Source organism: Caulobacter sp. GW821-FHT10A10, from assembly GCF_059415745.1.
On record NZ_JBWKNV010000005.1, the window covers coordinates 167600 to 180490 of the forward strand.

The following is a 12891-nucleotide window of genomic DNA, read 5'->3' on the forward strand; positions in this document are numbered from 1 at the left end:
CCAACGCTCCATAAAAACAGGCTTTATTTCGTGGAAACAATGAGGAGCACCGTTCTGCGGAACCATATCCGGCTTCGCATGCGCACACGCTCAAGTGCAGTTTACGCAAGGCAACCATCTCGCGGGCGCGAAAACCAGCCAGAATCACGTCGCACTGCACATAGATCGGCGTGGAATTGATGTTCGGAGATTCGGCGCGGCCTACGCGCGAGGCGTCCGTGCACTGACCGACAGGCGCACAGATCACGCCAAACGGCTTGGCGCTTCGCTGGGAGGCGTTTTCTACCGAGATTGGGAAGAAAGAAGGGGAAGTGGCTGGGGAACTAGGACTCGAACCTAGAATGACGGTACCAAAAACCGCAGTGTTACCATTACACCATTCCCCAGCAGGAACGGCTGCCGACCCAGGGGGCCGCGGCGAGGCGGTGGAGATAGCTCAGGATTCGGACGGTGGCAACGCCCTCCAAATTCTTTTTTTGGGTCCATTTTCGCGCTTGCGACTCTCCGCACCGCCTCCTATAAGCCGCCTCCCAAGTCGAGCGCGGCCACGCGGCCAGCCCGGCAGGGAAGTCGGAGTGTGGCTCAGTCTGGTAGAGCACTGCGTTCGGGACGCAGGGGTCGCAGGTTCAAATCCTGCCACTCCGACCATCTTCTCTCCCGAGAAAATCCCCCCATTTGAATGAAGTCGTCGCAAGACGACGCAGGTTGCACGCTGTTCATTTGACCGCGTCGCGACAGTCGTTAGCTTGTGCTCGCGCGCGATGGTCGCCGTCGCGCTCTGGATTTCGCCCCTGGATTTCTCGACGGGAACCCGATGAAGCAATTTCTCATGACCGTGGCCGGCGTCTTCGTCGGACTGGTGCTCTTTCTCGTCGGCGTCCCCTTCATCCTGATCGTCCTGGCGGCCGGCGCCGCCCGCCCCGCTCCCGTCCCCTCGCAGTCGGTGGTGCAGCTGGACCTGCGCGGCGGCCTGTCCGACCAGGACTCGCAGAACCCGTTCGCGGCCTTCGGCGGCGGCGGCGGCCGGTCGGTGATGAACGTCATCGAGGTGCTGCGCCGCGCCGAGACCGACGACAAGGTTAAGGGCGTGCTGGTGCGCCTGCCCGAGGGCGGCATCGCCCCGGCCTCGGCCGACGAGCTGGCCCAAGCCTTCAAGCACTTCCGCAGCGTTGGCAAGAAGCCGATCTTCGCCCACAGCCAGGGCCTCTATCCCTCGGGCATGTCGACCTCGACCTACCGCCTGGGCGCGGCCGCCAGCGAGTTCTGGATGCAGCCCGACAGCTCGCTGCAGGCCGTGGGCCTGTCCAGCGAGACGATGTTCTACAAGCGCCTGTTCGACAAATACGGCGTCAAGGCCGACTTCCAGCAGCGCTATGAATACAAGAACGCGGTCAATCCCTACCTGCACGACGACTTCACGCCGGCGCACCGGGAAGCGACCCTGTCGTGGATGGGCTCGGTCTACTCCACCGCCCTCACCGCCGCCGCCCAGGACCGCAAGCTGGACCCGGCGCGCCTGATCAAGGCGATCCAGGCCGGCCCCTACAGCGCCCAGCAGGCGCAAGGGCTCGGGCTGATCGACAAGGTCGGCCAGGTCAAGGAAGCCCAGGACGCGATGCTGACCCGCGCCGGCAAGGGCGGCAAGCTGATCGAGTTCGACGACTACGCTTCGCGCTCCAAGAAGGACGCGGCCAAGACCGGCCCGGCCATCGCCGTGATCGGCGCCGAGGGTCCGATCGTCACCGGCTCGACCGCCCAGTCCTCGCCGTTCGGCGGCGACAGCACGATCTATTCGGACGAGGCCTCCAAGGCGATCTACGACGCCATCGACGACAAGGACGTCAAGGCGATCGTCTTCCGCGTCTCCTCGCCCGGCGGCTCGGACACGGCCTCGGAGCAGATCCTGGCGGCCGTCAGGGCCGCCAAGGCGGCCGGAAAGCCCGTGGTGGTCAGCATGGGCACCTACGCGGCCTCGGGCGGCTACTGGATCAGCAGCCAGGCCTCGTCGATCGTCGCCCAGCCCTCGACCCTGACGGGCTCGATCGGGGTGTTCGGCGGCAAGTTCGCCCTGGGCGAGGCCCTGTCGCGCTTCGGCGTCGACACCCGCCAGGTGACGGTGGGCGGCGACTACGCCGGCGCCTTCGGCACCAGCGAGGGCTTCACGGCCGACCAGAAGGCCCGCTTCTCGGCCTGGATGGACCATATCTACGACGGCTTCATCGCCCGCGTCGCCGAGGGCCGCAAGCTGCCCCAGGAGCGCGTGCGCGAGATCGCCAAGGGCCGCGTCTGGACCGGCGCCCAGGCCAAGGAACTGGGCCTGGTGGACGAGCTGGGCGGCTTCTACGACGCCGTCGAGAAGGCCAAGGCCCTGGCCGGCCTGAAGGGCGAGGTGCGTCTCAAGAAGGTGGGCGGTCCCAAGTCGCCGTTCGACGCCCTGGAACGCGCCCTGGGCGTCAGCTCGGCCTCGATGCGCACCGTGGCCGCCGCGGCCTGGATCCTGGGCGACCCGCGCTCCCAGGCGATCCTCGACGAGATGGCCAAGACCCGCCTGCGAGCCGAGGGCGCCAGCGTGCTGGCCGATACGCCGATCCACTGAAGCCTCCAGGCTTTGACGAACTGACGAAGGCCGCTCCGAAAGGAGCGGCCTTTTGTCCTTCTCCCCCTGCGGGAGAAGGTGGCGGCGAAGCCGTCGGATGAGGGGTCGCGCTGACATTGGACGCCTCGTCCGGCCTGACCGCCGCACGCGGTGTTGAGTTCTGAGAGACCCCTCACCCGACCTGCTTCGCAGGCCACCCTCTCCCGCAAGGGGAGAGGGCACGGAGAGGCGATCTCCCGTGAAAACTCACGAAAGTTGATGGGGAGGCGCGGAGCGGCCGGGCGGAGCCCGGAGACCGTATGGTTTGTTTGCGTTTCGGCTTCGTCTGACCGCTCCGCCGCACCGTAGGCTCGAAGGACCGGGGGCGCGGGTGCTTTTTCAACCCTGGACCCGGTTGTCCCTCGGACGGGCAGGACCAATAGCCCCGCGGTGATCCGGCGGCGGCCTCGGCTGATCCTGTTAGGCCGGTTTGAAACGATCCCGGCCCTGTCGACCCGCAAGTTTCGTCACGGAACGGCTTGGCGGCCCAATCACGCCTTCTGAGCGCTCCTGCAAACCCGCCCTTCCCATGACGCCCCAAGCGGCCCCGCTCGATGCGATCCACAGCCGCTAACTCGGGCCGGTACCAAGAGCCCTCCCCATGGCTGGGATGGGGATGATTATGGGGGCGGTTTGAGACCCCGGGGATAAGTTGGGGTTATAAAGTTGCAGGGCGTTGAGTTGGTTAGACTCTTTTCCGGTTACGCCGTGTGAGCAGCGTGCGTATCACCCGATCCTTCTCCCCTTGCGGGAGAAGGTGGCGGCGAAGCCGTCGGATGAGGGGTCTCTCAAACATCCAACATCGCGCCCGGCCTGACCGCTGCACGCGGCTTTCAGTTCTGAGAGACCCCTCACCCGACCTGCTTCGCAGGCCACCCTCTCCCGCAAGGGGAGAGGGATAGCGAAAAGCCTTTCGCGGGGATTTTACGGGAGAGAGAACGGTGAGGCACAGCGCCCAGTTTCGCCCCCTCCACCGCTTCGCGGTCCCCCTCCCCCGTTTCACGGGAGCGGACAAACAAAAACGGCGGGTCCCGGGGGACCCGCCGTCGATGTCGTCGGTCCCGGCGGTCCGAGGACCGCCGGGGTGAACGCCAGGCTGCTTAGAAGCGCAGCTTGGCGCCCACGAAGTACGAACGACCCAGGATGTCGTAGGTGTTCGGGTCGGTGTTGCCGTCCGGAGCGTTGTCGAACACCGGCGGCTTCTTGTCACCGAGGTTGCGGACGCCGCCGAAGATCTCGACGTTGTCGTTGACGTTCCAGCGAGCGCTGACGTCGTGGTACCAGTAGGCGTCGACCGTCGTGTAGCCGCCATCCTCGAACTCGGGGATGTTGCCCTGGTTGTCCATCTCGCCGATGTAGGTGCCGGTATAGGCCAGGCGGACCGGGCCGATGTCGTAACCGACGCGCAGGCTGGCCTTCCATTCCGGCAGCGAGGCCGAGATGTTGTAGGCGCCGATGGTGCCCTTGTAGTCGATGCCGTCCAGCTCATAGCTGTCGAGATAGGTGGTGCTCAGGTCGAACTGGAGCTTGTCGCCCCAGACGCCGCCGGCCCACGGCACGTTCCAGCCGTACGAGACGGCCACGTCGACGCCCTTGGTCTGCAGAGCCGACACGTTGCCGAGCGGCGCGCGGGCCTTCAGGTTGCCGGCCGCGTCGCGATAGATCAGCGGCAGGTTGATGCCCGAGTCGAAGCAGGCCGACGAGGTCAGGCTGCCCGAGGCGAAGCAGGCCGAGACGATGCCCGAGACGCCGCCGCGGATGGTGCCGATGTAGTCGTCGATCTTGATGTCGTAGTAGTCGACGGTCAGGCTCAGGCCCGAAACGAAGCTCGGCTGCCACACCACGCCAGCGGTGATGGTTTCCGACTTTTCTTCGGCCAGGCTCGGGTTGCCGTAGAAGAACGACTCCGTCTGGGTGTTCTGGGCGACGAAGTTGCCGGCGACCGGATCATAGCCCAGCTGAGCGGTACAGAAGGCGCGGACCGAAGCGGTCAGGGTGCGCGCGGCGCCCGTGCCCGGGTTCACGGTGGTGCAGGGGTCGAGCACGGCCGGGAAGCCTTGGTCGCCCGACTGGTACAGTTCGAACACCGACGGGGCGCGGCTGGCCTTCTGGAACATGGCCCGCAGCTTGACGTCGTGGATCGGCTTGTACTCGACACCGACCTTGTAGCTGTAGACGCTGCCGACCGACGAGTAGTCGGAATAGCGGCCGCCCAGTTCCAGGCCCAGGTAGTTGGCGCCGGTCACGTCGGCGACCAGCGGAACCACGGCTTCGACGTAGAGTTCGCCGACGCTCGAGCCGCCGCCGACGGCCTTTTCGGCGTTGAAGCCGAAGATGTCGCCCGAGTTCTTGGCGGCGTCCGGGGTGAACGACAGGGTGTCTTCACGCCATTCGGCGCCGACGGCGACCGAGAAGTCGCCGGCCGGCAGCTTGAACAGCGGGCCGGTGGCGTAGACCGAACCGACGTTGCGTTCGAACACGGTCAGGTCGGAGAAGTTCAGGCGGATGAAGTTGGCCGCGGCCGACGAGATGTTGCCGGCGCCGAACAGGTTCAGCGGGGCGCAGGTCGGGAACAGGGCCAGCGAGGCGGTCGAGCAGCTGGTGGTGCTGGCGCCGGCGCCCGAAGCGATCGCCGCGGCGACCTTCGAACGCGAGACGTCGTTCTGCACGCCGACGCGGAACTCGGTGCGGCCGAAGCTGTAGAAGGCTTCACCGGTCCAGCCCGAACCCAGGTCGGCCTTCAGGCCGAGGTTGATCTGGTAGAGATCCGAGTCGCGGGTTTCGACGCGGGGACCGACTTCGGCCATACGGCGATCGACGAAGATCGCGGCGGTCGGGTTCGGACGGGTGGCCAGCAGCGTGGCCAGGCCCGGCGAGACGAACGCGTTGTTGTACGGCACCTGGATGCCGGTGGCCGGGGTCGGCGCCAGCTGGGCCGAGTTGCGGCTGTCGGCGTAGAAGAGTTCAGCCGAGGCGGTCAGCCATTCGGTGATCTCGTAGTTGCCCAGGGCGGTGATGTTGAAGCGCTCGCCCGGCGACAGCAGGTTGTTGACCGGCGAGAAGTTGTAGCGGTCGCCGGCCAGGGTGTTCACGAACGGACGCGGCGAACCATCGGGGTTGAAGGCGTAGCGCACGTTCAGCGGGCTCGAGGTCGAACCGCCGAAGGGGTTGGTGCCGATCGCGTTGGCCGCGCCGGTCACGCCCGTGCCCGAACCGCCGGCGTTGGAGACCAGCGACCACGGACGGTCGTTGTTCGGCAGGATCTTGTCGCGGCTGTAGTAGTTGGCGTAGGCGGTGACGTTACCCTTGCCGTCCGGCGTGTTGGCGCCGATCAGGAAGTAGGTGTTGGTGGTCTTGCCGTCGCCGATTTCGCTGATGCCGTACTGGCTGCCGACTTCGACGCCTTCGAAGTCCTTCTTCAGCTGGAAATTCACGACGCCCGACAGAGCGTCCGAACCGTACACGGCCGAGGCGCCGCCGGTGACGATTTCGACCTTGTCGATCAGCGCCGTCGGGATGTTGTTGAGGTCGACGGTGTTCGAACGCGTCGACGGGTTCATGCGGTGGCCGTTGACCAGCACCAGAGTGCGCGACGCCCCCACGCCACGCAGGTCGACGGTGGCCGTGCCGTCCGACGGGTTGTTCGAAGCGGCGGTCAGGCCCGGCATCACCTGCGGCAGGCGGTTCAGCACGTCTTCGGTGGTGGTCGAACCGGCGGCCTGGATGGCTTCCGACGTCACCGTCGAGATCGGGCTGTTGGCCACGTAGTCCTGGCGGGCGATGCGCGAACCGGTGACGACGACGGCTTCGATTTCGGTCGAGTCGCTTTCGGGCGCGGTTTGAGCCGACGCCACACCGGCGCTGGCGGCGGCGATCGCGAGGCCGCTGATGATGGTCGTCGTCAGCAGGCGCTTACGCGTCATCTGAATCTTCAATGGAATCCCTCCGAGAACGGGCTGGGCCTGGCGATGTCGCCGGTCCGTCGCCCATGTCTTGCAATCCCAGGCTGCCCTCAGCCCGGTTGGAGGGGACGTTAGGAGCGCCCGCTCGGAGCGGTCAATTCCGATTACCGTTATGTAACGTGAAGCATCCTTTCTGTCGCAAATTGAACACACCATTGTCGCCTTGGCGGCAGATCGCCGCGCTTTCGGGCCACGCGACACACTCAAGCTTGCGGTATACGCCCACGACAGGACGCCAGAGCGGTAAATCTCTCCACTTTGAAATATCGGTAATATCGAAATATGTTGTCGCGCCACACGAAAAGGCGGGGCGATGTTTCCTCGGCGGAAGCCGGATCGGCCACCTTTCGGACACATTTCCACCGCGTGTCTTCCGCGCCACGCTCGCCGCGCCGGCCCGCGGCCGCCAACCCACGTCGGATCTTCTTCATGCGACTCATCCGCCTGCCGCTCGCGCTTCTCGTCCTCGCCTCGGCGCCTGCCGCGCTCGCCGCGCCGGGCCCCGCTCAACCTGGAGCTTTGGGCGCGGTGACGGCCTGCCGGGCGATCCCCGAAGCCGCCGCGCGTCTGGCCTGCTACGACAAGGCCGCGGCCGAGCTCGCGGCCGCCGACGCCTCCGGCGAGATCGTGGTGCTGGACCGGCAGAAGGTGGAGAGCGTCAAGCGCGAGGCCTTCGGCTTCAACCTGCCCAAGCTCGACCTGTTCGGCGGCAAGGGTGACAAGGTCGAGGGCCTGGACCGCATCGAAGGCGTGGCCAAGCAGGCCTGGCAGAACGGGACCGGCGGTTGGACGATCGTGCTGGAGGACGGCGCCAAGTGGGACCAGGTCGGCCGCGATCCGGTGCGCCGCGCGCCCAAGGCCGGCTCGAAGATCGCCATCCGCAAGGCCACGATGGGCAGCTACTTCCTGAACATCGACGGCCAGACGGCCATCCGCGCGCGACGGGTGGACTAGGTCGGATCGACCAGAGGGGCTTGCCCAAGGCGCGCGCGCCGCGCATCTGAGGGGTTCGAGACGTTCCCTTCAGAGGCTTCTGCGCCCATGACCGATTTCCGCCGCGTCACCGACAGCCTGTCGGTCAGCCCCCAGATCGCCGTCGAGGACGTGGCCCGGGCCAAGGCCGAGGGCTTCGTCCTGATCGTCAACAACCGTCCGGACGGCGAGGATCCCAGCCAGCCGACCAGCGCCGAGATCGAGGAAGCGGCCAAGGCCGCGGGTCTTTCCTATCTGCACGCGCCGGTGCGCGGCGGGCCAACCCAGGAGCAGGTGGACGCGGTGCGCGAGGCCGTCGAGGCCGCCGACGGTCCGGTCCTGGCCTTCTGTCGTTCGGGCACCCGCTCGATCGTCACCTGGTCGATCGGCCAGGTGCTGTCGGGCGCGGCCGATCGGGAAACCTTGGTGCGGCAGGGCTATGAGGCCGGCTACGACCTCTCCGGCGTGCTGCCGCACTAAGTCGAGGGCCTCAGTAGCCGCCCAGCGTGGTGACGCGGGCGGCCATGGGGCTGGGTTCGGGCTCGCACGAGGCCAGCACGAACTGCGCCGCAATGAGACACAGCACGGCGAAGCACGCGCGCTGGAGCCGTTTTGAGACAAAAATCGCCGCGTCGGCCGCCATGATCCGTACTCCACAGGGTTTACGGTTCGTTAAGCGCAAGACCGGCGCCGCTCAGGATGGGTCGCGATGATCCCCTTCGTCCGAGAGATCGAGTTCGAGTACGGCCGCTGCGATCAGGTCTCGCCGCTGATCCGGCGGGTGATCGCCGACAATCCGGGGCCGTTCACCTACACCGGCACCGGGACCTATATCGTCGGTCGCGGGAAGGTGGCGGTGATCGACCCGGGTCCGGACATTCCCGCCCATTTGGACGCCCTGCTGGCGGCGATCGAGGGCGAGACCGTCAGCCACATCCTGGTGACCCACCACCACGCCGACCACTCTCCCCTCGCCGGCCCGCTGGCGGCGCGGACCGGCGCGCGGATCTGGGGCAGGCCGGCGCCGGCCGCGCCGGTGTCCGAGGAGACCGGCGTCAAGCTCGACGCCGAGGACGACGGCCACTTCCGGCCCGACATCGAGATCGCCGACGGCGACGTCTTCGAAGGCCCCGGCTGGACGCTGGAGGCGATCACCACGCCGGGCCATACCTCAAACCATGTCTGCTTTTCGCTGAAGGAAGAGAACGCCCTGTTCAGCGGCGACCACGTGATGGGCTGGTCGACGACGGTGATCACCCCGCCCGACGGCGACATGGGCGACTATTTCGCCAGCCTGGCCAAGATCCAGGCGCGTGGGTTCGAGACCCTGTGGCCGACCCACGGCTCGCCGGTGCGCGAGGTCGCGCCGTTCCTTGCGGCCTATGTCGACCACCGCCGGGCGCGGGAGGCGCAGGTGCTGGGCGCGCTGGCGAACGGCCCGGCGCGGATCCGGCAGATGGTGCCGGTGCTCTACGCCGCGGTGGACCCGAGGCTGCACCCGGCAGCGGCGCTGTCGATGCTGGCGCACCTGATCCAGCTGGTGCGCGAGGGGCGGGTCGTGTGCGAGGGAGAACCGGGGCTGGAGAGTGAGTATCGGTTGGCGGGGTAGCGCCGTCGCTCCTTCCTCCGCTTTTTCCTGCCTCCCTCGCCCTTGTGGCGAGGGCCCATGCCGGCGACGGCTCAGACCTGGACCGTCGATAGAGGTCTGAGCGGCTGAACGATGGGTCCTGGGCACGAGGCCCAGGAAGGCAGAGAAAGGAAGATGGGCGAAGAGGAGAACTACAACCGCGCCCGCACCGTCGCCCGCAGCATCCGGGGCGCGCCGGGGAAGATCCAGACGGGGCTGTAGGAGCTCTGGGCGTAGTGTTCGTCCAGCAGGTTGTCGACCTCGAGCCGGGCGTCCAGCTTGGGCGTGATCGCGTATTCCACCGCCGCCTTGGCCTTCCAGTAGGACGGCAGGATCAGGCCCGAGCCGTCCAGCGCCCCGGCCCGGTCGCCGACGTATGAGGCGCCCACCGTCAGCGACCACTTGTCGAACCGCCCGACGGCGAAGGCGCCGCCGGAGTGCTCGGGCACGTTCAACACCGCGTCGGTGGCGAAGGCGACGTCGGCGGCGGCCGCGTCGGTCCAGCTATAGTTGACCACCACGCGCCAGGCGGCGCTGACCTCGAAGGAGCCGTCCAGCTCGACGCCGCGGCTGGTCAGCTTGCCGACCGGGGCCAGGAAGCTGGCGTCCACCGGGTCGTTGGCCAGGATGTTGCGCTTTTCGATGTCGAAGACCGAGACCGCCAGATCCACGCCCGGCCAGGCGCCGGCGAGGCCCAGCTCCCAGCCCCTGCCCTTCTCGGGCGCGAAGCCCTCGCCGGTGCGACCCGTGCCGGAATTGAGCAGGAACGAGCGGCCATAGCTGGCGTGGGCGGTCAGGGCGTCGGTCAGGCGGTAGCGAGCCCCGAAGCGGTAGTCGACCGGTGAGCCCTCGCCCCGCCCCACCGCGCCGGTGCGGTTGTTGCGGATGGTGTGGCGATAGCCGTCGACGCGGATGCCGCCGAACAGGCCCAGGCGGTCGGACACCTGCCACAGGTCCTGGGCGTAGAAGGTGGCCACGCGCCGGGTCTCGCGGTTGTCGGTAAAGGGCGCCAGCGACAGGGCCGTGCCGCCGTAGACCGGCGCGTCGATCGAGATGGCGTAGGGCGCGGCGGCGCTGGGGTTTCGGCGCAGCAGGCCCTCGCGATAGTCGAGGGTGTAGCCCTTCACGCCGATGTTCAGGTGATGGGCGCCGAGGCGGCCGTCGAGTTCGATCCGGCCCGACAGGTCCTCGACGCTGTAGTCGCGCTGGCGGCGCTGGCGCCACAGCTCGCGGCCGACCAGCCGCGACTGGTCGCTGGAGAAGCCCTTCATGTCGCCGGTGCGGTAGGCGGCCCCCGCCGTCAGACGCCAGTCGGGCGAGAGCTCATATTCGCCGGTGACCTGATGGCGCGCGTTGCGGAAGCGGGTCGTGCCGTCGCCCGGCTCGCCGAAGAAGCGCGAGCGCGGGATGGCCAGGGCGACGCCGTTCACGGCCGGCACGCCGCGATCGAACGGCGCGTCGAAGACGGTGAACTCTCCCACATAGGTCAGGCGCAGGGCGTCGGTCGGCCGCCAGGTCAGGGACGGGGCGATGGCGCGGCGATGCAGGTCGACATGGTCGCGCCAGCCGTCGCTGTGCTCGTCGGCGACGACCAGGCGGGCGGCCAGGGTGTCGGAGAGCGGGCCGGTGAGGTCGAGCTCGGCCCGGCGCAGGCCGTAGGAGCCGACGGTGGCGGCCACGCTGCCGCCCATCGTGAACTGCGGGGTCTTGGAGACGATGTTGACGCGGCCGGCCGGATCGATGTCGCCGAACAGGGCGCCGGCCGGCCCTTTGAGGATCTCGACCCGCTCGGCCGTGGCCGGATCGCGGGGCGGCGCCAGGCCGCGATTGGCCAGGAAGCCGTCGACATAATATTCGGCCCCGCCGTCGGGCGTGCCCAGGAAGCCGCGGATGGCGAAGTTGTCGAGGAAGCCGCCGCGATTGTTCTGCTGGGAAACGCCGCTGGTCAGCTCAAGCGCGTCGGCCAGGCGGCCCGCGCCGACGGCGTCGAGCAGGTCGCGCTCGACCGAGCGGCTGGAGGGCGAGGTGGCTTGGGTGATCTCGCCCGCGCCCAGGGTGGCGTCGCGGGCCGCGCCGCGCCGGCCCAGAATGACGATCTCGCCCACGGCGTGGGGTTCGGCGTCCGGCGGCTCGATAGCGGGCTCGGCGGCCGACAGGGACAGCAGGCACGCGCTGACGCAGCTCCACGACAGGGGCAAGATGCAACTCCATTTGTAATGTTATTACATATCAGCTATGCCGCAGACACGATGCTGTCAACCGCCCCCTCCCCCGCCTCTTCCGCTCCCCCAGGCGCAGGCCGGATCGTCGCCATCGACGCCCTGCGGGGCCTGGTCATGCTGCTGATGATGGTCGACCACGTGCGGGAGTTCTTCTTCATCCACGCCCAGGTCTCCGACCCGATGGACGTGCAGGCGACGCAGCCCTCGCTGTTCTTCACCCGCCTTTGCGCTCACCTGTGCGCGCCGGTGTTCGTGGCGCTGACCGGCCTAGCCGCCTGGCTCTATGGCCGCAAGGCGGGTGGCGAGGATCCGCTCGCGGCGGCGCGGACGGCCAGCGGCTTCCTGTTCAAGCGCGGCCTGTTCCTGGTGTTCCTCGAACTGACCTTCGTCAGCTTCGCCTGGACCTTCGACCTGACGCCGAAGACCTATTACCTGCAGGTGATCTGGGCGATCGGCCTGTCGATGATCGCCCTGGCGGCGCTGGCGCCTCTGCCGCGCGCGGCGATCGCCGCGGTGGGTCTGGCGGTCGTGCTGGGCCACAACCTGCTCGATCCGATCGGCATCGCGCCGGGCCAGCCTGGCCATGCGCTGTGGGCGATCCTGCACGACCGGGGCTTCATCGACCTGCCGTGGGGCGCGCGGGCGCGGACCTCGTACCCTCTACTGCCGTGGATCGGCGTGGCGGCCCTGGGCTACGCGATCGGCCCGTGGTTCGTCGCGAGCTGGCGCGACCGCAGGAACCGCCTGCTGCTGACAGGTGTGGGATCGCTGACCCTGCTCCTGCTGCTGCGCAATCTGAACGGCTACGGCGAGACGCCGTGGGTCCACGGCCCCGACGCCCTGCGCACGGCGATGAGCTGGCTGAACGTCACCAAGTACCCGCCCTCGGCCGACTTCCTGCTGCTGACCCTGGGGATCGGGGCGCTGCTGCTGGCGGGGCTGGAGAAGATCCCGCCCCGGCTGCTCGCCCCCCTGGCGGTGCTGGGAAGCGCGCCGCTGTTCTTCTACCTGATCCATCTCTACGGCCTGCACCTGCTGCAGCTGGCGGCGGTCGCGACGCTGGGGCCGAACCAGGGCGAGGTCTGGAGCCTGCCGGGCGTCTGGGCGATCTGGCTGACGGCGGGGGTCGTGGCGATCCCATGCTGGTGGGCCTGCCGCTGGTTCGGTCCGGTGAAACGGGCCAGCCGGCAGCCGTGGATGAAGTATCTGTAGAGACCCTCTCTCTTTGAGAGAGGGAGGGGCCCACGCCGAAGGCGTGGGAGGGTGAGAGGTTACACTCTCACCAGATGAGGCGCGGCGGTTCGGATGCGAGCATTGCCACCCATGAAGCCTGTCGGAACGCCCCGAGGTTCCCCTGGCTGGCGGTGAAACCTCTCACCCTCCCACCGCTTCGCGGCGGGCCCCTCCCTCTCTCTAAGAGAGAGGGTCGCAAATGCCCCCTCCCCCTCGACAGACCCTCGCCCCGTAGGCGAA

At 67.9% G+C, this 12891-nt stretch carries 8 protein-coding genes and 2 tRNA genes; 6 read left to right on the forward strand and 4 right to left on the reverse strand.

Going from position 1 to position 12891, the window contains the following annotated elements; all coding sequences use genetic code 11:
- Positions 1 to 312: 312 nt before the first annotated feature.
- Positions 313 to 386, reverse strand: a tRNA-Gln gene (locus AC07NS_RS15110).
- A gap of 185 nt (positions 387 to 571) precedes the next feature.
- On the opposite strand from AC07NS_RS15110, the gene AC07NS_RS15115 reads away from it, so the two are divergent.
- Both AC07NS_RS15115 and sppA read left to right on the forward strand, forming a co-directional pair.
- A tRNA-Pro gene (locus AC07NS_RS15115) sits at positions 572 to 648 on the forward strand.
- A 166-nt stretch (positions 649 to 814) separates the two neighbouring features.
- Positions 815 to 2596 (forward strand): signal peptide peptidase SppA, encoded by a 1782-nt coding sequence (gene sppA / locus AC07NS_RS15120; RefSeq protein WP_494604484.1) that lies wholly within the window; start codon positions 815 to 817, stop codon positions 2594 to 2596.
- Positions 2597 to 3735: 1139 nt separating this feature from the next.
- On the opposite strand, the gene AC07NS_RS15125 is transcribed toward sppA, so the two are convergent.
- Positions 3736 to 6558 carry a TonB-dependent receptor plug domain-containing protein gene (locus AC07NS_RS15125; RefSeq protein ID WP_494604486.1) on the reverse strand — a complete coding sequence of 941 codons (2823 nt, stop codon included), beginning with the start codon at positions 6556 to 6558 and terminating at the stop codon, positions 3736 to 3738.
- A gap of 468 nt (positions 6559 to 7026) precedes the next feature.
- Between AC07NS_RS15125 and AC07NS_RS15130 the strand changes: the two genes are divergently transcribed.
- Together AC07NS_RS15130 and AC07NS_RS15135 are read left to right on the forward strand one after the other, a co-directional pair.
- Positions 7027 to 7551 (forward strand): hypothetical protein, encoded by a 525-nt coding sequence (locus AC07NS_RS15130; RefSeq protein ID WP_494604488.1) that lies wholly within the window; start codon positions 7027 to 7029, stop codon positions 7549 to 7551.
- An 87-nt stretch (positions 7552 to 7638) separates the two neighbouring features.
- Complete coding sequence (locus AC07NS_RS15135) at positions 7639 to 8049, forward strand: TIGR01244 family sulfur transferase (protein ID WP_494604490.1); 411 nt, start codon at positions 7639 to 7641, stop codon at positions 8047 to 8049.
- Between the two features lie 10 nt (positions 8050 to 8059).
- Here AC07NS_RS15135 and AC07NS_RS15140 read toward each other — a convergent pair whose 3' ends face one another.
- Positions 8060 to 8212 carry a hypothetical protein gene (locus AC07NS_RS15140; protein ID WP_110121857.1) on the reverse strand — a complete coding sequence of 51 codons (153 nt, stop codon included), beginning with the start codon at positions 8210 to 8212 and terminating at the stop codon, positions 8060 to 8062.
- Between the two features lie 66 nt (positions 8213 to 8278).
- On the opposite strand from AC07NS_RS15140, the gene AC07NS_RS15145 reads away from it, so the two are divergent.
- A complete protein-coding gene (locus AC07NS_RS15145) occupies positions 8279 to 9178 on the forward strand; it encodes an MBL fold metallo-hydrolase (RefSeq protein WP_494604492.1) in 900 nt (299 codons plus the stop codon).
- A gap of 170 nt (positions 9179 to 9348) precedes the next feature.
- Here AC07NS_RS15145 and AC07NS_RS15150 read toward each other — a convergent pair whose 3' ends face one another.
- The gene (locus tag AC07NS_RS15150; protein WP_494604494.1) at positions 9349 to 11394 is read right to left on the reverse strand and encodes a TonB-dependent siderophore receptor; all 2046 of its coding nucleotides are present in this window, start codon (positions 11392 to 11394) and stop codon (positions 9349 to 9351) included.
- Between the two features lie 51 nt (positions 11395 to 11445).
- Between AC07NS_RS15150 and AC07NS_RS15155 the strand changes: the two genes are divergently transcribed.
- Entirely contained in the window at positions 11446 to 12630 is a 1185-nt protein-coding gene (locus AC07NS_RS15155; RefSeq protein ID WP_494604496.1) for an acetyltransferase domain-containing protein, read from the forward strand.
- Positions 12631 to 12891: the final 261 nt, after the last annotated feature.

Excerpts from the sequence above, each read along its gene's own strand:
- AC07NS_RS15125 (WP_494604486.1), bottom strand. The coding sequence starts at position 6,558 with ATGACGCGTAAGCGCCTGCTGACGACGACCATCATCAGCGGCCTCGCG.
- AC07NS_RS15145 (WP_494604492.1), top strand. The coding sequence starts at position 8,279 with ATGATCCCCTTCGTCCGAGAGATCGAGTTCGAGTACGGCCGCTGCGAT.
- AC07NS_RS15130 (WP_494604488.1), top strand. The coding sequence starts at position 7,027 with ATGCGACTCATCCGCCTGCCGCTCGCGCTTCTCGTCCTCGCCTCGGCG.
- AC07NS_RS15140 (WP_110121857.1), bottom strand. The coding sequence starts at position 8,212 with ATGGCGGCCGACGCGGCGATTTTTGTCTCAAAACGGCTCCAGCGCGCG.
- AC07NS_RS15155 (WP_494604496.1), top strand. The coding sequence starts at position 11,446 with ATGCTGTCAACCGCCCCCTCCCCCGCCTCTTCCGCTCCCCCAGGCGCA.
- sppA (WP_494604484.1), top strand. The coding sequence starts at position 815 with ATGAAGCAATTTCTCATGACCGTGGCCGGCGTCTTCGTCGGACTGGTG.
- AC07NS_RS15135 (WP_494604490.1), top strand. The coding sequence starts at position 7,639 with ATGACCGATTTCCGCCGCGTCACCGACAGCCTGTCGGTCAGCCCCCAG.